Annotated in this window: 16 protein-coding genes, 1 tRNA gene and 2 pseudogenes; 6 read left to right on the top strand and 13 right to left on the bottom strand. The window is 45.2% G+C overall.

Annotated elements, in window-relative coordinates:
* Nucleotides 1-383 precede the first annotated feature (383 nt).
* The 3 genes and pseudogenes from H528_RS0107680 to H528_RS0107690 form a co-directional block, all read left to right on the top strand.
* Nucleotides 384-590: pseudogene (locus H528_RS0107680) on the top strand (IS5 family transposase); the annotation flags it as partial.
* A 662-nt stretch (nt 591-1,252) separates the two neighbouring features.
* The gene (locus H528_RS0107685) at nt 1,253-1,450 is read left to right on the top strand and encodes a hypothetical protein (RefSeq protein WP_022853745.1); all 198 of its coding nucleotides are present in this window, start codon (nt 1,253-1,255) and stop codon (nt 1,448-1,450) included.
* Nucleotides 1,435-1,704: a type II toxin-antitoxin system RelE family toxin gene (locus tag H528_RS0107690; RefSeq protein ID WP_022853746.1), complete on the top strand. Its 270-nt coding sequence runs from the start codon at nt 1,435-1,437 to the stop codon at nt 1,702-1,704. The genes H528_RS0107685 and H528_RS0107690 overlap by 16 nt, the downstream gene beginning before the upstream one ends.
* Nucleotides 1,705-2,277: 573 nt before the next feature.
* Here H528_RS0107690 and H528_RS0107700 read toward each other — a convergent pair.
* Nucleotides 2,278-4,512, bottom strand: coding sequence for a heavy metal translocating P-type ATPase (locus H528_RS0107700; protein WP_028845854.1), 2,235 nt, complete (start codon nt 4,510-4,512; stop codon nt 2,278-2,280).
* A gap of 20 nt (nt 4,513-4,532) precedes the next feature.
* Nucleotides 4,533-4,739, bottom strand: a complete 207-nt coding sequence (locus tag H528_RS0107705; protein WP_028845855.1) for a heavy-metal-associated domain-containing protein — start codon at nt 4,737-4,739, stop codon at nt 4,533-4,535.
* 402 nt (nt 4,740-5,141) lie between these two features.
* On the opposite strand from H528_RS0107705, the gene uvrA reads away from it, so the two are divergent.
* A complete protein-coding gene (gene uvrA, locus H528_RS0107710) occupies nt 5,142-7,649 on the top strand; it encodes an excinuclease ABC subunit UvrA (protein WP_022853748.1) in 2,508 nt (835 codons plus the stop codon).
* On the opposite strand, the gene H528_RS14780 is transcribed toward uvrA, so the two are convergent.
* The 4 genes and pseudogenes from H528_RS14780 to H528_RS0107730 all read right to left on the bottom strand — a co-directional run bounded on the left by H528_RS14780 (nt 7,632) and on the right by H528_RS0107730 (nt 10,025).
* Complete coding sequence (locus tag H528_RS14780; RefSeq protein WP_022853749.1) at nt 7,632-7,766, bottom strand: HEPN domain-containing protein; 135 nt, start codon at nt 7,764-7,766, stop codon at nt 7,632-7,634. The two genes, uvrA and H528_RS14780, sit on opposite strands and share 18 nt — an antisense overlap.
* Nucleotides 7,767-7,831: 65 nt before the next feature.
* Nucleotides 7,832-8,059 (bottom strand): annotated as a pseudogene (locus H528_RS14895) (nucleotidyltransferase domain-containing protein); the annotation flags it as partial.
* A 102-nt stretch (nt 8,060-8,161) separates the two neighbouring features.
* Complete coding sequence (gene hypD, locus H528_RS0107725) at nt 8,162-9,229, bottom strand: hydrogenase formation protein HypD (protein ID WP_028845857.1); 1,068 nt, start codon at nt 9,227-9,229, stop codon at nt 8,162-8,164.
* 10 nt (nt 9,230-9,239) lie between these two features.
* Entirely contained in the window at nt 9,240-10,025 is a 786-nt protein-coding gene (locus H528_RS0107730; RefSeq protein ID WP_245540434.1) for a DUF72 domain-containing protein, read from the bottom strand.
* Between the two features lie 66 nt (nt 10,026-10,091).
* Between H528_RS0107730 and rpsT the strand changes: the two genes are divergently transcribed.
* Nucleotides 10,092-10,379, top strand: a complete 288-nt coding sequence (rpsT, locus tag H528_RS0107735) for a 30S ribosomal protein S20 (protein ID WP_022853752.1) — start codon at nt 10,092-10,094, stop codon at nt 10,377-10,379.
* Nucleotides 10,380-10,420: 41 nt separating this feature from the next.
* Nucleotides 10,421-10,496, top strand: a tRNA-Ala gene (locus H528_RS0107740).
* A gap of 141 nt (nt 10,497-10,637) precedes the next feature.
* Here the strand turns inward: H528_RS0107740 and H528_RS0107745 are convergent.
* From H528_RS0107745 to nuoI, 7 genes are all read right to left on the bottom strand, one after another.
* Complete coding sequence (locus tag H528_RS0107745) at nt 10,638-12,194, bottom strand: ATP-binding protein (RefSeq protein ID WP_022853753.1); 1,557 nt, start codon at nt 12,192-12,194, stop codon at nt 10,638-10,640.
* A gap of 284 nt (nt 12,195-12,478) precedes the next feature.
* Nucleotides 12,479-13,912 (bottom strand): NADH-quinone oxidoreductase subunit N, encoded by a 1,434-nt coding sequence (locus H528_RS0107755; RefSeq protein ID WP_022853755.1) that lies wholly within the window; start codon nt 13,910-13,912, stop codon nt 12,479-12,481.
* Nucleotides 13,893-15,437, bottom strand: a complete 1,545-nt coding sequence (locus H528_RS0107760; protein ID WP_022853756.1) for an NADH-quinone oxidoreductase subunit M — start codon at nt 15,435-15,437, stop codon at nt 13,893-13,895. Before H528_RS0107760 ends, H528_RS0107755 begins: the two co-directional genes overlap by 20 nt.
* A gap of 12 nt (nt 15,438-15,449) precedes the next feature.
* Nucleotides 15,450-17,402: an NADH-quinone oxidoreductase subunit L gene (gene nuoL, locus H528_RS0107765; protein WP_022853757.1), complete on the bottom strand. Its 1,953-nt coding sequence runs from the start codon at nt 17,400-17,402 to the stop codon at nt 15,450-15,452.
* Between the two features lie 4 nt (nt 17,403-17,406).
* Nucleotides 17,407-17,709 carry an NADH-quinone oxidoreductase subunit NuoK gene (gene nuoK, locus H528_RS0107770; protein ID WP_022853758.1) on the bottom strand — a complete coding sequence of 101 codons (303 nt, stop codon included), beginning with the start codon at nt 17,707-17,709 and terminating at the stop codon, nt 17,407-17,409.
* A complete protein-coding gene (locus H528_RS13175) occupies nt 17,706-18,242 on the bottom strand; it encodes an NADH-quinone oxidoreductase subunit J family protein (protein WP_022853759.1) in 537 nt (178 codons plus the stop codon). The genes nuoK and H528_RS13175 overlap by 4 nt, the downstream gene beginning before the upstream one ends.
* A complete protein-coding gene (gene nuoI, locus H528_RS0107780; protein ID WP_022853760.1) occupies nt 18,243-18,779 on the bottom strand; it encodes an NADH-quinone oxidoreductase subunit NuoI in 537 nt (178 codons plus the stop codon).
* Between the last annotated feature and the right edge of the window lie 10 nt (nt 18,780-18,789).

Genomic DNA, 18,789 nt, shown 5'->3' on the forward strand with positions numbered 1-18,789 from the left:
AGAAAAAAAAGAAAACACACTAAAAAACAAGACTCTTTTTTGACAATCATAATCTAAAGTCTCATCTTTCTAAATTTATTGAGGTCTTTGCAAAACACCTACCTGCAATCCGTTCCCATTTTTTTCGGAACAAAAAAATAGGAATAGATCCTTTGCAGTTATATTTACAACACTGATCTCACAAATCTTGTGAAAGTTTTTTGTTTGAAGGTATTTAACAGAGAGTTCGGAAGATTTGTTGACAAGATTGTTAAGAAATTAAAACATACAAAATTAGTCCTAGGATAAGAATGACACAACCTGTCAATCAACTACTACCACAAGACGAGAGCTTTACAAAACTACTTAATTCACAATATTTCTCATGATATCGCTAAAGAAATGACTACTCTATCATCTCCCGTTTCCGTTCTAACCTCAAATCCATGAACCTCTACCGGGAATGTTTTAACGAGCTCAAGCGTCAGCTCACTAAAAAGGGCTTTGAGATAAAAACAGGAAAGATTATTGACGCCCGTCTGGTCAAAGCGGCAAGGAATCCCGGCAAAGACGAAGATGCTTCTTTTACCAAAAAGGGCAAAAAGACGGTCAGGCGCCTTATCCAGTCAAGGTAAGATTTTTCGGTACTATAGGAGTATCGTTTGCGCGGGAAGTTTCTCTGGCCTTCTCCAGAGCCTCCGCCTATTCGGCCGCTGCCCTTTCAGTTGGAGATTTTTGGGATGAGGTATTGAGGAATTACCTTTTCTGAGCGAGGGTTAACTTTTGTCCGAAGGTCAGTCTTTATTCCTGCAGGGCCAGCACAGCATGAAGGGAGCCTATAATTCAAGAGACCTTTGAAAAATTTTCGAGATCAGTATTGCAAGCACAACCGCACGGGATCCGTTCTTATTTTTCGTAACGAAAAATAGGAACGGATCCTTGAACGGGCCTTAAGAAAAGGTATTTTGCAAAGGCCTCATTAGCTATCTTTATTTTGCAAAATTAGACAAATTTTGAACAAAAATGAAAATAAATATTTTTATCCTGCGTTATTGCAGAAAATTCATCATAAAATCTATAATTCCAATGTTCGCATTTTTATTGTGAAAAACTATCATCTTAGAAATATTGACAATGACAATATACTTTAAGTCTAAAAAAGTATAAAAATAATGTGAGGAGGAATTGAATAGGAGTTGAGTATATAGTTTGGATATTTATCTTGATTGGTTAAAGTTCTAAATAGAATTAAATCTTCTGGAGGGCTGATTTAATGCAAGTACACGAAATTATCGAAAACATTAAAAAATTGCCAGAAAAAGATTTAAAAATCCTCTTAGAGTGGATAGAAAATTTTGAACAAGAACTTTGGGATAAAGAATTCGAAAGAGATGTAAAGCTAGGAAAACTGGAAAAATTAGCTGAACAAGCCATTATAGATTTCCGGGACGGTAAATGTCAAAAACTTTAAACCATTATGCCAGCCCTTCTTTTTGGAAAGAATATGAGAAGTTACCCGAAGAAGTCAAAAGATTGGCCGATAAAAATTTTGAACTTCTTAAGAAGGATCCATACCATCCATCATTGCATTTGAAAAAGGTTGCTAATTACTGGTCAGTGCGGATTGGTAGGAAATATAGAGCTATTGGGATAGAAATAGAAGAAGGAATTATTTGGTTTTGGATTGGTAAACATTCAGAATACGAGAAGATTATAAAATCCTAACAATCCGCTTCAGCGGACCGGCGAACACTAATAGTATCTCCTTCCGATGTTGAATAAGAAAAAGAAATAGCAGTAAGAGTAATTCAAGAGTGGAATGATTTACACTCTTACTTTAGAAAAAATAGTTTTGTTGCCTTTACATTGGGAAAGCCCGATAGCCCCTGAACATGACATCCGTCCTCAAGTTATAATATTAGGGGAGCATGTTGTATCCGACAAAGAGTCATCGCGAGGCGACTTGTACCCCGGCGCGATCCCAGCTACACCGTTATCACGAGGCGTGCTATCGCACGCCGAAGTGATCTCATGAGATTGCTTCGCTTCACTCGGAATGACCGCGAAGGTGTCATCGCGAGGAGGCCTGTTAAGGCCGACGAAGCGATCTCCGTCCCGAATACAGAGAAGGATCTAGATTACTTCGTGCCTCGCAAGATAATGTTCAAAATGTCATCTGTTTTGTTGTTTTGTGCTCCTGGTAATATACCGATACACAACCTCATTGGGGACAATGGTTTGTAACCAAAAAACTCCAAAACCAAATTTTCATTTCTGAAACAGGGCTTTCTAATACAGCTAGTTGAGCTTGATGCGCCGCAGGCGCAGGGCGTTGGAAACCACCGAGACGGAACTTAAGGCCATGGCCGCCGCGGCTATGGGTGGTGAGAGGCGTAGCCCGTAAAAAGGATAAAGCACGCCTGCGGCAATAGGGATAGCAAGGATATTGTAGGCAAAGGCCCAAAAGAGATTTTGTTTGATTACCCGCAGCGTTTTCCGGGAAAGCCCTATGGCCCGGGGGACTAAATTTAAATCCGGCCGCATAAGGGCCACGTCAGCCGCCTCAAGGGCAATGTCTGTGCCCGAAGATAGGGCGATACCCAGATCTGAAGCAGCCAGGGCAGGCGCATCGTTTACCCCATCTCCCACCATGGCTACTCTTTTACCCTGCCGGCGTAACTCTTCTATTTTTTGACTCTTTTCTTGAGGCAAGACCTCGGCCCAAAAGCCATCGAGCGCTAATTCTTCAGCAATGGCCTTGGCGGTATTTTGGTTATCCCCTGTGAGCATATAGACCTCAAGCCCCATTCTCTTTAACTTGGCTACCGCCTCTTTGGCTTCTTCGCGTAGCGCATCCGCAAGGGTAATGAGCCCGAAAATATATTTATTCCACGCCACCCAGACCACGGTATGCCCCTTGGCCGTAAGGCGCCTTGCCGCACGTTCGAGCTCCTCTGGAATATCTTTGGTGAACTTCAAGGCGAGTTCTTTCTTCCCTACCCCGGCAAGCTTGCCCTGCACCTCTCCTATGATGCCCAGACCCACTTCTGCTTTGACTTTCCCGGCGAGAAAAGGTTCAAAATGTTTAGCCTTTTCGAAAATAGCCTGCGACAAAGGATGCTCTGAATGTCGCTCAAGGGCTCCGGCCACTTTTAGAACCTCTTCTATCTTTTGCCCAGGGGCAGGGATAATCTCTTTGACCTCTGGTCTCCCCTTGGTGAGCGTGCCTGTTTTGTCAAAAATACAAACCTTAACCCGTGCCCCTTGTTCCAGGGCCAGGGCATTTTTTACCAGGATACCTTCCCCGGCTGCACGACCGGTGGCCACCATAACCGCCGCAGGGGTGGCAAGCCCCATGGCACAGGGACAGGCAATCACCAGGACCGAAACAAATGAAAGAAGGGCATTGGTAACCTTGGGCTCAGGACCAACCCAATACCACACCACAAAAGTAATGGCGGCCGTAACTAACACCACCGGTACAAAAATCCCGGCCACTTTATCGGCCAGCCGCTGTATGCGGGCCTTTGAGCCCTGGGCTTCTTCTACCAAGCGGGCAATGGTGGCCAGGATGGTATCTTTTCCGGTCTTTTCGATTTTGACCTTTATCACCCCGTGGGTATTCAAGGTGCCACCGATAACCTTTGCCCCAGGCCCCTTTTCCACAGGAAGGCTCTCTCCGGTGAGCATGGACTCATCAAGGGCGGTCTTACCTTCAATAATGACACCATCAGCCGGGACTCTTTCTCCAGGGCGCACTATAACAATATCTCCAGGGATAAGGGCTGCGGCTGGAATCTCTTTTTCCTCTCCCTCACGTAAAACCCTTGCGGTTTGCGGGGTAAGGCGCAGCAGCTTTCTAACCGCCTCGGTAGCCTTCCCCCGTGCCCGAACCTCTAGGTAGCGCCCAAGTAGTACAAAGGCGATGATCATCACCGCCGAATCAAAGTAAACATGCAACGGAAGGCCAACCCTCACAAAGACTTTTGGGAAAAGAGTCACCACCGTAGAAAAGGAATAAGCCGAAAGCGTCCCCAATGAGACAAGGGTATTCATGTCTGCGGAACGACGCCTAAGAGTAGCCAAGGCGCGCCGGATAAACTCCCCTCCGGCATAAAACTGTACCGGTGTGCTTAAGGCCAAGAGCAAATAGAAGCGAAAAGGAACGGGAATTTTTGCCACCCACGGAAAAAGCCCGGGCATGGAAAAAATAAAGACAAAAGGGGCCAAAATCCAGGCTAAAAAGAGCCTCTTCCGCAGCTCCCGGAGACCTCTTTCTTCAGAATTTTCTAAAGTCTCTTCCTCAGCATCAGAAAAAGGCAAAAGTTCGAAGCCTTCTTGCTTGACTTTTTCTTTCAAGGCCTCAAAGGAAAGCTTTTCCGGATCAAAGGTTATACGCAAGGTTTGAGAGGCAAAATTGACCTGGGCCTCCGTGACCCCTGGCAAAGAATTCAAGGCCTTTTCCAGGCGTGCAGCACAAGCCGCACAACTCATCCCGGATATCTTAAAAAAGAGTTCTTTTTTCGCAGACATATTTAAACCCCCAAAGGGCCTTAGGTCTTCTCTACCTGGTATCCTGCTGCTTCTATGGCCTTGATAACGTCTTCCAAAGACAGGGCCTCAGGCTTCTCAAAGGTGGCCTCAGCGCGCTCAAGGGAGACGCGGACATTTTTGACTCCTGGCAATTCTTCTAAGGCCTTGGTTACCCGTTTGACGCAATGCTCACAACCCATTCCTGAAATTTTTATGGTTGTCTCCATAAAAAAACTCCTATTCAAGTTTCTATACCTTAATAAGGGGAAATATAACACAAAGTTAGATGCCCTCATTTATTTTGAGATCTTCGCGAAATTGCCGAGATCAGTATTGCAAGCATAACCGCAAGGAATTCGTTCCCATTTTTCGTTCCGAAAAAAAGGTGTTTTGCAAAGGTCTCTTATTTTTCTAAGTGGATTCCACCGTTTCGTTTACCCGGGCATAAACTATGGTAAGCCATAGAGCGCTAACCTGAAATAACGTCCCAAAGTGACCAGTATTTTGTTTTTTTCGGAACAAAAAATGGGAACGATTCGGATAGAAATGTCCACAAAAAATGCTCAAGGTAACACATCCAAAAGTTTGCTCACATTTGTATTTTAAAAAGGGCTCGTTAAACTAAATATGTGCTCTCAAGAACACCAGAAACAGAGGCTTTTCCTAGCTATATCCGTGTAGAAGGCGCACGGCATCATAATTTGAAAGACATCTCGGTGGCCATCCCTCGCCACGCCTTTACCGTGATCACCGGCGTCTCAGGCTCAGGAAAATCTACTCTTGCCTTTGACATTGTCTTTGCCGAGGGGCAGCGCCGCTATGTGGAAAGCCTTCCCACCTATGTGCGGCAATTTCTCAAGCTCTACGAACAGCCAGAGGTGGATATAATCAAAGGCCTTCCGCCAACTGTAGCCATTGAGCAACGCACAAGCCTGGCCGGTCCAAGGGCTACGGTGGGAACCCTTACGGAAGTTTATCATTACTTGCGCTTGCTCTTTGCCCGTGTGGGGGTTCCTTATTGCCCTAAGTGCGGCGAAAAACTGGCCCGGGCAGAAAAAGAGGCCCTTGTCGACTCTCTCCTTGAACAATTTGCCGGCGAAGAAGTTATCTTTTTGGCGCCCAAGATCAGAAGGCGCAAAGGTTTTCACCGCCCCATCCTGGAAAAGGCCGCCAAAGCAGGATATCACCTGGTGCGCATCGACGGCCGCCTGCGTGAAATCCCCCCTATTCCTGACCTTTCACGCTTTCGCGAACACACCATCGAAGTAGCCGTAGGAAAGGTCCAGATTATTCCTGAAAAACAAGGTCAAATTACTGACCTATTAATCAAGACCTTTAGCGAAGGCCGGGGCGAAGCCCTTCTTATCAGCCCGCAAAAAGAACTGGTGTTAAATGAAAAGGCCTTTTGCGTAAGATGTGGCCTTTCTCTGCCAGAGCCTGATCCCCTGCTCTTTTCTTTTAACACCAAGGCTGGGGCCTGTGAGCACTGTGACGGGCTGGGAAGGCTTGGCGAAAGACCTTGCCCTTCCTGCCAGGGAAGCCGCCTAAATGCCCTTGCCCTATCTTTTCGCCTTGGTGGCCTTAATATTGCAGAGGTCTCAAGGCTTTCCGCCAAAGAGGCTATCTCCTTTTTAAAAGACCTTGATTTTTCTGGAAAAGAGGCTGAAATTGCCCGTCCCCTTATCCAGGAGATGCTTGCTAAGCTTTCTTTTCTCGCAGAAGTGGGGCTTGGTTACTTAAGCCTTGATCGTGCCGGAGACACCCTTTCGGGTGGCGAGGCCCAGCGCGTGCGTCTGGCGGCCCAGCTTGGCTCAAACCTAACCGGCGTGTGCTATGTGCTTGATGAACCCACCATCGGACTTCATCCCCGCGATAACTCTCTCTTGATCAAGGCCCTTAAACAGCTAAAGGAAAAAGGAAACACTGTCATCGTAGTAGAGCATGATGAAGAAACTATGATGGCCTCAGACTGGATAATAGACCTTGGCCCAGGGGGAGGCAAAAAGGGCGGAGAGATCATCTTTCAGGGGCCTTTTAAAGAAATTTTAAAGGCGGAAAAATCTCTCACCGCCAAAGTACTTACTGATGCCGCGCGTTACCAAATCACCAGCCAAAAACGCAAGCCCGAAAAATTTATTAAGCTTGAAGGGGCTCTTGCCCGCAACCTCAAAAATATCAACGTTGATATCCCTTTGGGGTTACTTGTGGTGGTAACCGGGGTTTCAGGGGCCGGCAAGTCGTCTTTGGTCATGGACGTGCTCTACGAAAACCTGAAACGAAAACTGGAAGAAAAGCCTTTGAAGGGCTTAAAGGACTTAAAAGGCTGGGAAAACATCAAGCGTACCGTGGTAGTGGATCACAGCCCCATTGGGCGCACCCCACGTTCCACCCCAGCCACTTACCTGGGGCTTATGGACCGCATAAGGACCCTTTTTGCCGGCACAAAAGAGGCCCGCGCAAGGGGCTATACTGCCAGCCGTTTTTCTTTCAATATTGAAGAAGGCCGTTGCCCGCACTGTAAGGGACAGGGGCAACTAAAAGTCGAGATGAAGTTCTTGCCCGAGGTCTATATCACCTGTGAGGTGTGCCAGGGTGCCCGTTACAACGAAGAAACACTCAAAGTGCTTTACAAAGGCAAGAACATAGCGCAAGTGCTTTCCATGAGCATGGCTGAGGCCTGTCACTTTTTTGAGGGAGTGCCAGAACTTTGCCAGGCGCTTAAGCTTCTTTGTGATCTTGGGCTTGATTACTTGACCCTTGGCCAGCCAAGCCCTTCTCTTTCTGGCGGCGAGGCCCAGCGTCTTAAGCTGGCCCGGGAGTTTATCAAAGGAAAACGCGGTGGGACACTTTATATCCTTGATGAGCCTACCACCGGGCTCCACATTGCCGATGTGGCCAAACTCCTTAATCTTTTCCACGCGCTAATTGACAAGGGCAACACTGTGCTTGTTATTGAACACAACCTGGACGTCATCAAAGAGGCTGACTGGATCATTGACCTGGGGCCAGAGGGAGGAGACCAGGGAGGCGAGGTCCTTTTCACCGGGCCACCTGATGAATTAATTGACCAAGAAACCCACACCGCCAAGGCATTGAGAGAATTTGTTGAAAAAGACCCCTTATTCAAAGATTTTTGAGAAAACTTTCCGCACGGGCAAAAATTCTTCAGCAATTTCAAGGGCTTTTTCGGCCTCGCTGCGCGTATAAACTTCATCTGGAGTAAGATCTGGCCCGTTAGGGTATCGTAAGGGCATACTCCCCTTCACGATTAAGAATGCGTGCTGCGCACAAATCCTGGGCGGCGGTACGTAACCAGCGCTTAGCCTCTGCTACGTTTTTCCTCACGCTCATAAATCACCTTTCCCTCTCTTAACACATGGCGCATAAAAGGGTTGTTTCTGCCCCGCAATAGCTCTTCCTCTGTCCAGACTAAGATATCCCACGCACTTTCAGGAAAGCTCAATAAAAGATTACGGAAATCTTCTAGGCGTTCCAGATAAGGCTTAGGCTCGTCCACTACGATGAGCAAATCCACGTCACTGCGCCGGGTTGCCTCCCCTCCGCATGAGAACCAAAAAGCAAAACTCGTTTAACCTGAGGCTTTTACCCAAAATAAGCCCTCAAGCGTGCAAATAGGTCATTTGCAAGGTCAACTGACTTGTTCGGTTCCGTATGCATACCAGGCCGCACAGGTCCCTTCGCTTGAAACCATACAAGGTCCTTTAGGGGTCTCAGGCGTGCAAACCTTGGCAAAGAGTTTGCACTCAGGAGGCGTTGCCCTACCGCAAATAATCTCGCCACAAAGGCAGCCTGGTGTTTCTTTTGCTTGCGGAAGCTCAAGAGGCAAAACCTCTTTCGCATCAAAATCTCGGAATTCGTCCCTTAGCCTTAAACCACTCTGGGGGATTAGACCAAGGCCTCGCCAGCGGACATCACAAGGTTCAAAGACCTTTCTAATAAGTTGTTTGCCCATAGGATTCCCTTCCCATGAAACCGCCTCGCGATAGGCTATCTCTACTTCCGCGCGGCCTTCAGCAATCTGCTTCGCAAGGAGATAAATGCCGTGCATTATTTGGTGGGCCTCAAAGCCAGCTACCACCGCTGGCAAAGAAAACTCTTCTGATACAAAAGAAAAATATCGTGCCCCGGTGATCGTAGAAACATGGCCTGGGAGAATAAGGCCGTCTAGTCTGACCTCCCCTGAGCCTAAAAGCGCCCGCATGGCTTCAGGCATAGTGCGGTGGCTTACGGCAAAGTAAATATTCGGGATTTTTTCTTTTCGGGCTTCAAGTACTGCCACCGCCACTGCAGGAGCTGTGGTTTCAAAACCAACCGCGGCAAAAACGACTTTATAATCGGGATTCTCTTTGGCGATTTTTAAAGCATCCAAAGGGGAGTAAACGATCTTCACGTTAGCTCCCCGTGCCCTGGCCTCTTTAAGGGACCCCTGGCTCCCTGGTACTCGAATCATATCGCCAAAAGTGGCAAGGATAACATCGGGCTTTGAAGCCGCAGCAATGAGATAGTCGATTTCTTCCTGCGGAGTCACACAAACCGGACACCCAGGACCCGAAATCAAAGTGAGCTTATCGGTAAACAGGCTGCGCAAACCATAGCGAAAGATATTGACCGTATGGGTCCCGCAGACCTCCATCAGTCTAACTGGACGGGGTAAAAGGTCTTCTATTTTCCGGGCAAGGTCTCTTAGCGATGACATGAGCGCCAATTTAATCCAAAGGACGATTTTTTAAAAGTTCCCAAGCCTTGTCAGAAAGACCTTTAGCAGGTTGGCCAAGAAGCTCTTTTAAGCGTAAGGCATTGGGCACCGCCCATCCAAGGGAATCGTTGTCAAAATAAACATAAGCAGGTATCGCCCAGCTTTTTAGCTTTTGCGCCCAGGCTTGCAATTCTTCCTCGGTATAGCAGGAACGGTAAAGCACACGGGAGCCATGCAAACGAACATAGACAAAGTCTGCCGTAAGTACTTCAACCAAAGAGGGGTACCTACCGGCAGTATCTGAAAGACAGAGGGAAATGTTAAAACGCCTGAGGAGTTCGTAAAATTCTTCACATAAAAAGCTCTGGTGACGAACCTCTATAGCGGTCTTATAAGACAGATCCAGAAGCCTAACAAATTCTTTTAATAAAGAGCGATCATATTTCAAACTCGGTGGTAACTGGAAAAGGATGGGACCTATCTTTTCTTTTAAGGGGCTAATAGCCGCATAGAACCTTTTAAGGGGTTCTGCAACGTCTTTTAGCCGTTTAACATGGGTAATAAAGCGGTTGGCCTTTAAGGCAAAAATAAAATCCGAAGGAGTTTCTTCATACCACTTTTTGAATGTTTTTTCTTTGGGTGTACCATAAAAAGTCGCATTTACTTCGACTGTTTCGAAAAATTCGCTATAATATGATAGCCATTTGGTAGAGGGTAACTTCTCTGGATAAAAAATCCCCTTCCAGTGGGGATAATTCCAGCCAGAAGTTCCTATTTTGACGGCAGGCAACGGCATATTCATTGACATTTTTCTCAAGTCGTATTATATAGCGCGCTGCAAAATAGAAAAGGAGGGATAGTCTTGCCTCAGCATAGATCAGCAGCAAAAGCTCTAAGGCAAAGCCTTAAACGTCGGATGCGCAATAAGTCCATCAAAACCCGTGTCAAAACAGAAGTTAAGAAATTTTTGGCAGCATTGGAAACAGGTACCCTTGAAGAGGCGGAAAAGGCCTTTATTAGGGCTCAGAGCATGATTCAGCGTGCCGTGACCAAAGGAACCTTCCATCACCGCACGGCGGCACGCAAAATTTCACGCCTTGCGGCCAAGTTGAAGGCCAAAAAGGCCTCTGCCGCAGGCGGCGAAGCTTAGTTGACACACACCACCCCCCTCGTTAGCTTTTACTTGGGAGTGGGGATGTAGCTCAGTTGGGAGAGCGCCACGTTCGCAACGTGGAGGTCGGGGGTTCGAATCCCCCCATCTCCACCATGTATTTTTCTTCTGTAACAGGTAAAAAGGCTAAAACTGCTATTTACCTTCTCTTTAAACTCTTTAAACCTATTCTATTCTTTATAGGCTTTGAATCAAAAATTTTCCTAAATGTGCTTCTGAAAAGATTAGCTTTATCCTTCAGATATTTAGCTCTTCCAACTCAAAACTCACCACATTGCGTTCACGCTTGCTAAATTCCACCCCTATGAGAAAAATCTTCCGGCATCTGCCGATATATTTCTCAAAGTAACGCTTCTCCTTAAGCTGCTTAAGAGCACTCCCTTCGGCCGTGTCCTCAACCACCTTGAACTCAAAAAGATAACAGCGCCCCTCAAACATCACCGCCATGTCAAGGCGGCCTTGATTCGTTGCCTCTTCCACCCGTACGTCAAGGCCAAGAGCCGCGAAGTAGCAGTAGAAGATGCTCGCGTAAAAGCCCTCATAGCCCGCTAACTCCGTCTTCCGGTACCAGTCGTGCGGTATAGAAGCAAAAAAAGAACGAAAAATATCTATCAAGTCTTCTACCTTTCCCGATTCAAGAATACGGGCAAGACGAATTTCATTCTGCACCTTGGCACGCAAGTCTTGCACAAAATAATTGAGTAAATGTTCAGAAAAGGCAGACCTGACTTCAAAATTAGGATATCGAAGCTTATAAATGCGTTTTTTGCCAAGCACATATTCTAGCTTTTCAATAGTGAGATAACCAGTCTGAAATAAAATAGTTTCGGGCTTGATAGATTCTATTTCAAAGCTTTCTAAAAGTTCTTCACCCACCTCAAGGTGCTCAAGTTCAGGGATAAAAAATTTCTTCTCGGTAAGAAGCTTGATGAGAAAAGTCGGTGTGCCTGTCTCAAACCAATACGGCCGAAACTCATAGTTGCGCAAAAAAAGCAAAATATCAAAGGGATTATAAACCGGTTCTCCCAACCACGAGTAGCCGTTATACCACCGACGCACTTCTTCAAAATCAACCCCTGCTAGACGATCAGCAAAAGTCTCCTCAAACTCCTCCTGCGTGTAGCCGCAAATAGTGGCATATTCAGAAGAAATTGTAATATCTTCCAGATTGTTAAGCCCAGAAAAAATTGAAACCTTGGAAAACTTCGTAACACCTGTCAGGAAGCAGAACTTAAGATACGGATCGGCATCCTTTAGCACAGAGTAGAAATTCTTTAGCTCCTCGCGAATCTCAGCAGCTACATCGAGCCGATTAATATTGTCTAGAATAGGTTTATCGTATTCGTCAATCAGCACTACAACTTTTTGGTTATATTTTTTACTTAAACGCAAAATAAGTTCTTCAAAACGTTTATTTGGAAGTTTTTCCTGATAGGATATCTGATATTCTTCAGCATGGCGACGCAGCATAGAATAAAAAGTCTCGAGAAGCTCATCTCGAGACCTAATTACTCCCGAACCAAAAGAAATATAGACCACCGGATACTTCTTTGACCAATCCCAATTCTCTTCTAGATAAAGGCCTTCAAAGAGTTCACGCCTTCCCAAAAAGGCCTGGCGCAGTGTGTCCAGAAACAGGCTCTTTCCAAAACGCCTCGGCCGAGAGAGAAAATAATACTTCCCTTCATCAACGAGCTTTTTGACGAAAAGCGTTTTATCCACATAGTAGTAATTTTCCGTACGTATCTCGACAAAACTCTGAATACCTACGGGAAGTTTTTTTCTTGCCATCATAAAAGCATTATAAAGAACCACCTTTATAAGTCAAAAAGTCTTATTCTTCCGGTCCTAAAAACTTGGCATGCCAGGCATCTTCTATAAAGTAAAGCAAAAGTTTCTTATCTCCCTTTCCCTGTGGACAAATGACTAAGTCTCAAAAAATTTGTTTAAAGAGGCTAGAAAAAACAGCAGGTCGTCTTTAAAAAAGGATCTTAAAATCTTATAAGAAGAATTTATCAAAAAAAACGCCTCAGCAGCTACAAGCCACCGAGGCGTATAAATCTTTCAATAAGAACATTTTAAGGAATGATCCCTAAACTGCAGGCTCTGGCAAAGGAGATGACAGGCTCGGGATACACGCCGAAGAGTAAAACACCCACAGCAGAAATCAAAAGCCCGGCAAAAAGATAAGGGGTTAAGTTGAGCCCTACTTCTTGTTCAGGTGGTTTCATGTACATGAGCATCACGATACGGAGATAAGGGTACGAGGCAATAGCACTGGCAAGCACCGCACCTATGACAAGCAGATGGTGCCCTGCCTGATATGCCGCCTTGAACACGAAAAACTTCCCAATAAAACCAGCGGTGGGGGGAATACCTACCAATGAAAAGAGGAATATCAACATCAGAAGAGCTACTACAGGGTGGGTCTTGGAAAGACCCTGGTAGTCAAAAATATTCTCCCCAAGAAAGTCCTTTTGCCTTAAAAGGACGACTATCCCGAAGGCCCCTATATTCATGAAGAGGTAGAAGAAGAGGTAAAGCATCGTAGCCGCCATGCCTTCTTGATTAGCCGCAACAATACCAAGCACCGCGTAACCAGCGTGGGTGATAGAAGAATATGCCAAAAGGCGTTTGATGTTTGTCTGGACAACTGCCAGGATAGCTCCCACAAACATAGTTACCAGTGCAAGAGGAACAAGAAGTGCCACCCACTCCACCCTTGAGACATACAAAGCCTCAAGAAAAACACGCCCCATAGCGGCAAAACCCGCTGCTTTAGGACCAATAGACATAAATGCTGTTACCGTGGTGGGTGCACCTTCGTAAGCATCAGGTGACCACATATGGAAAGGCACCAAGGCTACTTTGAACCCAAAAGCTATCACAAAAAGGGCTGCAGATAATACTAGGGCCTTATTGCCATGCACTCCTTCAAAAAATACACGCTTAGCAATTTCGTCGATATAAGTGGTGCCGGTGAACCCATATAAGAAGGTCATTGCTAGTAGTAAAAAGGCTGATGAAAACGCCCCCAAGAGAAAATATTTCATCGCACCTTCCAAGGAGCGCAAATCAGCATAAATTAACCCCACCAGCACATAAACCGAAAGAGACATGAGCTCAAGGCCTAAGAAAAGAAGAATTAAATCCTTGCTTGAGGCCATGAGCATCATGCCTGTTACTGAAAACATCAAAAGGGCATAATATTCGCCGAAATTGATGCCTACGATCTTGTTATATCCCGGGGAAAGTAACACCACTAACAATAACGCTAGCAAAAAGATGACCTTAAAGAAAAGGCCATAGGCATCTGCCGCATAACTAGCCCCAAAGACGTTTCCCTGAACCGCAAAGACTAAAATGATACCAAGCAATGCGGTTGCAATAGAGGCCCAGGCAAAGACGTTTTTGCACTTGACCCAACGATCAACAAGGGCCATTACACTTGCCACTATGACCAACAAAATCTCGGGATAAACCGCTACGAAGCTAGGAAGGGAGGACCACATTGAACCCCTCCTTTATGATTTCGCTAATTGGCGCCGTAGCACTAGGCGCACTGTGAACATGTTCCAACAAAGCCCTTACCGATTCATGCATAAAACCCAAGAACGGCGTAGGATAACACCCTATTAAGAGGACAAGAATTAACATAGGCACCAAAGCAATTACCTCCCGCATTTTTACGTCACGCAAGCCCATCACCTTGGGATTAACTTCCTGATAAAACACCTGCTGATAAAGGCGAAGCATATAAGTGGCACCAACTATGATACCGGTTGTACCAAGAGCAGCTGCCCATTTTTTAGAAGCAAAAGTTCCCAGAAGGACCAAGAATTCCCCGATGAATCCATTAGTCCCAGGAAGACCCACCGAAGCCAGCGTAAAGACCATGAAAAACGCTGCAAAAATAGGCATTACCGTTGCCAAGCCACCATAATCTTTAATGGCCCTGGTATGCGTACGCTCATAAACCACACCAACGCACATAAAGAGTGCCCCGGTGACAATCCCGTGATTTATCATCTGGAGAATGGCGCCTTCCACAGCATTGCCATTAAGAGAAAAGATACCAAGGGTAATGAACCCCATATGGCTCACGGAACTGTAGGCGATGAGACGCTTGAGGTCTGTTTGGGCAAGACAAATTATGCCGCCATAAATAATGGCTATGACGGACAAAACCAACATGGGAATCATCATTTCCTTGGCGGCCACGGGGAAAAATGAAAGAGAAAAGCGCAAAAACCCGTAAGCACCCATCTTGATGAGAATGCCAGCAAGGATAACCGAACCAGCCGTAGGCGCTTCGGTGTGGGCGTCTGGTAACCAGGTATGAACGGGCCACATAGGCACTTTCACCGCAAAGGCTGCAAAGAACGCCCAGAAGAGCCAGAACTGAAACTTATAAGGCAGGCCCAAATTCATGATTTCTAGGATATTGAAAGTGCCTGCCTTAAGGTAAAGGAAGATGATACCAACCAGCATTAAAACAGAGCCAACCAGCGTATAAAGAAAGAACTTTATGGTAGCGTAAAGGCGATTAGGCCCTCCCCAAATCCCTATAATAAGGTACATGGGGATAAGCATTGCTTCCCAGAAAAGATAAAAAAGAAAGAGATCAAGAGAGCAAAAGACACCTATCATTGCCGCAGAAGTCAAAAGAAGGGCAATATGAAACTCTTTGACCTTTTCAGTAACAGCTTCCCAGGAAATCAATACGCATAAGATGGTGATGAGGGTTGACAAAAGAACCAGCAGGACACTGATACCATCAACACCCAGAAAATAAGAAATGTTCCATGATTTGATCCAGGAAAGCTTTTCTACAAACTGCATTCCCGCAAAGCTCTTATCAAAGTCGAAAAACAAAGGCAGCGAAATCAAAAAATCAGCAACAGCAACTACCAGGGTGAACCATCGTATAAGTTTGTCATTCCTGGGGAGAGCAAGCAGAATAATAGACCCCAGTACCGGCAACCAGATAATGGCCGAAAGCAAAGGAAAATCTGACATGCGCAAGGCCGCTTCCATATTTTAGCCCCCCTAAAAGATGTAAACCAACAATAAAACTATGGCGGCACCAGTGGCCATTATCAAAGCATATGTTTGCACTACGCCACTTTGAACCCGCCTGAGTGAAGCCCCTCCACGACGAATTAGATCCGGTAAACCGTTGACCACGCCTTCAATAAGAACAGAATCAATGACACCCTGCACTATCGCACGGGCGGTAAAGAAGGTCGGCTTTACAATAGTAGCATCGTAAATCTCATCCCAATACCATTTGTGGTAAAGATATTGGTAAAGTTTCGGAAACTTCTCCGGAACAAGCCGCTGAAGTTCGGGCTTTTTCACGTAAACTACATAGGCGACTGCAATGCCCAAAACACCCACTGCCACAGATACTGCCATTAAGAAAAGCTCAATAATTTCTCTTTTACCGTAAAGCCAATAAGGCAGGTGGATATGAGGATGCCCAAGCACTGGCTCAAGAAACTTTCCAAAGTGATTTTCGCCACCAAGAACATGAGGCACACCCAGCCAACCGGTTACCACCGCACCAACAGCAAGAATCATCAAAGGGATAGTCATAACCGAAGGAGACTCATGGGGTTCGTGCCCGTGAAGCACTTCTTTGCCACGGAACTCACCAAAGAAGGTCATAAACACTACCCGGAAGGAGTAAAAAGCAGTTAAACCTGCCACAAGGGTGCCCACAAACCAAACAAACTTACCCCACGGATATTCCGAGACAAAAGAAAGCCAGAGAATTTCGTCTTTACTAAAGAATCCAGCAAAACCCGGAATTCCCGAGATAGAAAGTGAGGCAATAAAAAAGGTCCAAAAAGTAATGGGCATATACTTTTTGAGTCCGCCCATATATCGCATGTCAGTTGGGTCAGGGGCATGGTGCATGGCATGCATCACACTTCCAGCACCCAAGAAGAGAAGGGCCTTAAAGAAGGCATGGGTGAACAAGTGGAACATGCCCGCTGCAAAAGCCCCTACCCCACAAGCCATGAACATATAACCCAGCTGAGAAAGCGTAGAATAAGCGATGACCCTTTTGATATCGAATTGGGTAGGAGCAATGGTAGCCGCCATAAAACAGGTTATGGTCCCAGCCGCAGCAACAACCGCCATAGCTGTGTGAGAAAGGACAAAGATTTCATGGCAACGACAAACCATGAAAACACCAGCCGTAACCATGGTAGCGGCGTGGATCAAGGCTGAAACCGGGGTAGGACCTTCCATGGCATCGGGCAACCAGACGTGTAGCGGGAACTGGGCACTCTTACCCATGGCACCACAAAAAAGAAGCACGGCAATGAGCGTGGCAAGTAGCACGTCAAAGCCAAGGAAATTTACGGTCGTATGCGCGATCTCATGAACCCTGGCAAAGACATCATCATAATAGATTGTTCCAAAAGTTAAGAACACTAGAAATACACCAAGGGCAAAGCCGAAGTCTCCAAAACGGTTAACAATAAATGCCTTTTTAGCAGCGTCTGCGGCACTCTTTTTCTGATACCAGAAACCAATTAAGAGATAGGAACATAGACCAACTGCTTCCCAACCAAAAAAGAGTTGCAGAAAGTTATTAGCAGAAACAAGCATTAACATTGAAAACGTAAAAAGAGAAATGTAAGCAAAAAAGCGGTAATAACCAGGATCATCTTCCATATAGCCTATTGAATACACATGGATAAGAAAGGAAAGAAACGAAACCATCGCAAGCATCAAAACAGAAAGGGGATCAATCTGAAAACCAACTGCAGCCTTAAAAGTATCAGCGATAACCCAGGAGTAGAGATCAAAATTAGCACGTGCTCCACCTATTACATCTAAAAGTGCTTTAAATGACAATAAAAATGAACCAAATACGGCAATACACGGTAACCAATGGGCCTGTTTCCGAATATACCAACGCCCAAAAAGCAAGGTGATAGTAGCAGCAATCAACGGCAAAAATGGTATCCAGATAACGTATTCCATACGTTTACCCCTTTAATAAGCGGAATTGATCCATATGAACTTCACGAGTTTTCTTAAATAAAAGAACTACTAAAGCCAAACCAATAGCAGCTTCTGCAGCGGCTACGGCTATAACAAAAAACACTAAAACATGGGCTAAAGTGTGCTCTAACATACGTCCAAAAGCAACTAAACTAATATTAACTGCATTGAGCATTATCTCAACGCACATCAACATAATAATCACATTACGCCTGATGATAAATCCAAGAGCTCCCATACTAAAAAGGACAACCGTAAGAAAAATAAACCAGGAAAGTGGTATCATAGCTCCTCCTCTTTCATTCTAATTCTCCTCGTGAGCACAACCGCTCCCAAAACAGCAACTAATAAAAGAACACCTACAACTTCAAAGGAAAGAATATGCTCCGTAAACAAAGATTTTCCAAGAATCTTTGCATGGCCTTCAAGAAGTATCTGCTTGGGAGTCATATCTCCAACGGGAGGAGGCATACGAAAATCAGAAATAGCTTTAACTATAAGGATAATCAAAGCCAAACAAACAAGTATTGCTTGCGGCCAAAAATCCATAAAGTTCTTAACTTTTAATTCCGTCCTTAAATTAATCATATAAACAACAAATAAGAAGAGAACTAATACTGCCCCAGCGTAGACAATAACCTGAACCGCAGCAAGAAATTCTGCATCTAGAGTGATAAAAAGAACCGCCTGGTGAAAAAACATCACTAACATCCAGAGGACTGCGTGTACAGCATTACGATTAGTAATCACTAATATGGCCGTAACAATTAGCACAATTGATAGATAAAGAAAAACTAACTTTGATAATAATGCTTCCATTTAAATGCCCTCCGCCTTTCTTTTTGGCCCTGGTAAGAGCTTTTCTGGTACACCACGAGGCTTCCAGAAAGGATTAAAGTACGGCCGCTTTTGGGTTACGATAAATTCATCCCAATTCTGTAGAAGCTTTTCTTTTGTAAAATAAAGCTCTTCGCGACTAAAACCCGAATACTCATAAAATTCAGTAAGTACCAAAGCATTTACAGGACAAACTTCAACACAGTATGCGCAAAAAACACATCTTAAGGCATCGATATCATAACGTTTCACAATACGCTTTTTTGTATTAGGATCTCTCTCTGTCTCAATAAAAATACATCTCGAAGGACATACTTGAGCACATCGATAGCATCCAACACAGCGATCTATACCCGTTTTTGGATCACGAACTAAAGCATGCCTTCCGCGAAAACCAGGAGCGAGTTCTTTCTTAACCTCTGGATACTGAATAGTTACAGGTTTAGCAAAAAGCTTACGAAATGTAAGCGAAAGACCCTTCATTATTTCTGTAAGAAACACTGTCTTAAGAAGACCCATGGCTCCTCCG

This window comes from Thermodesulfatator atlanticus DSM 21156 (genome assembly GCF_000421585.1).
In the GTDB taxonomy this organism is placed as follows: Bacteria; Desulfobacterota; Thermodesulfobacteria; order Thermodesulfobacteriales; family Thermodesulfatatoraceae; genus Thermodesulfatator; species Thermodesulfatator atlanticus.

Excerpts from the sequence above, each read along its gene's own strand:
- H528_RS0107690 (WP_022853746.1), top strand. The coding sequence starts at position 1,435 with ATGTCAAAAACTTTAAACCATTATGCCAGCCCTTCTTTTTGGAAAGAA.
- H528_RS13175 (WP_022853759.1), bottom strand. The coding sequence starts at position 18,242 with ATGGAAGCATTATTATCAAAGTTAGTTTTTCTTTATCTATCAATTGTG.
- H528_RS0107755 (WP_022853755.1), bottom strand. The coding sequence starts at position 13,912 with ATGTGGTCCTCCCTTCCTAGCTTCGTAGCGGTTTATCCCGAGATTTTG.
- H528_RS0107760 (WP_022853756.1), bottom strand. The coding sequence starts at position 15,437 with ATGGAAGCGGCCTTGCGCATGTCAGATTTTCCTTTGCTTTCGGCCATT.
- nuoI (WP_022853760.1), bottom strand. The coding sequence starts at position 18,779 with ATGGGTCTTCTTAAGACAGTGTTTCTTACAGAAATAATGAAGGGTCTT.
- H528_RS0107705 (WP_028845855.1), bottom strand. The coding sequence starts at position 4,739 with ATGGAGACAACCATAAAAATTTCAGGAATGGGTTGTGAGCATTGCGTC.
- H528_RS0107745 (WP_022853753.1), bottom strand. The coding sequence starts at position 12,194 with ATGATGGCAAGAAAAAAACTTCCCGTAGGTATTCAGAGTTTTGTCGAG.
- nuoK (WP_022853758.1), bottom strand. The coding sequence starts at position 17,709 with ATGATACCACTTTCCTGGTTTATTTTTCTTACGGTTGTCCTTTTTAGT.
- hypD (WP_028845857.1), bottom strand. The coding sequence starts at position 9,229 with ATGTCATCGCTAAGAGACCTTGCCCGGAAAATAGAAGACCTTTTACCC.
- nuoL (WP_022853757.1), bottom strand. The coding sequence starts at position 17,402 with ATGGAATACGTTATCTGGATACCATTTTTGCCGTTGATTGCTGCTACT.
- H528_RS0107730 (WP_245540434.1), bottom strand. The coding sequence starts at position 10,025 with ATGCCGTTGCCTGCCGTCAAAATAGGAACTTCTGGCTGGAATTATCCC.
- H528_RS0107685 (WP_022853745.1), top strand. The coding sequence starts at position 1,253 with ATGCAAGTACACGAAATTATCGAAAACATTAAAAAATTGCCAGAAAAA.
- H528_RS14780 (WP_022853749.1), bottom strand. The coding sequence starts at position 7,766 with ATGCCCTTACGATACCCTAACGGGCCAGATCTTACTCCAGATGAAGTT.
- H528_RS0107700 (WP_028845854.1), bottom strand. The coding sequence starts at position 4,512 with ATGTCTGCGAAAAAAGAACTCTTTTTTAAGATATCCGGGATGAGTTGT.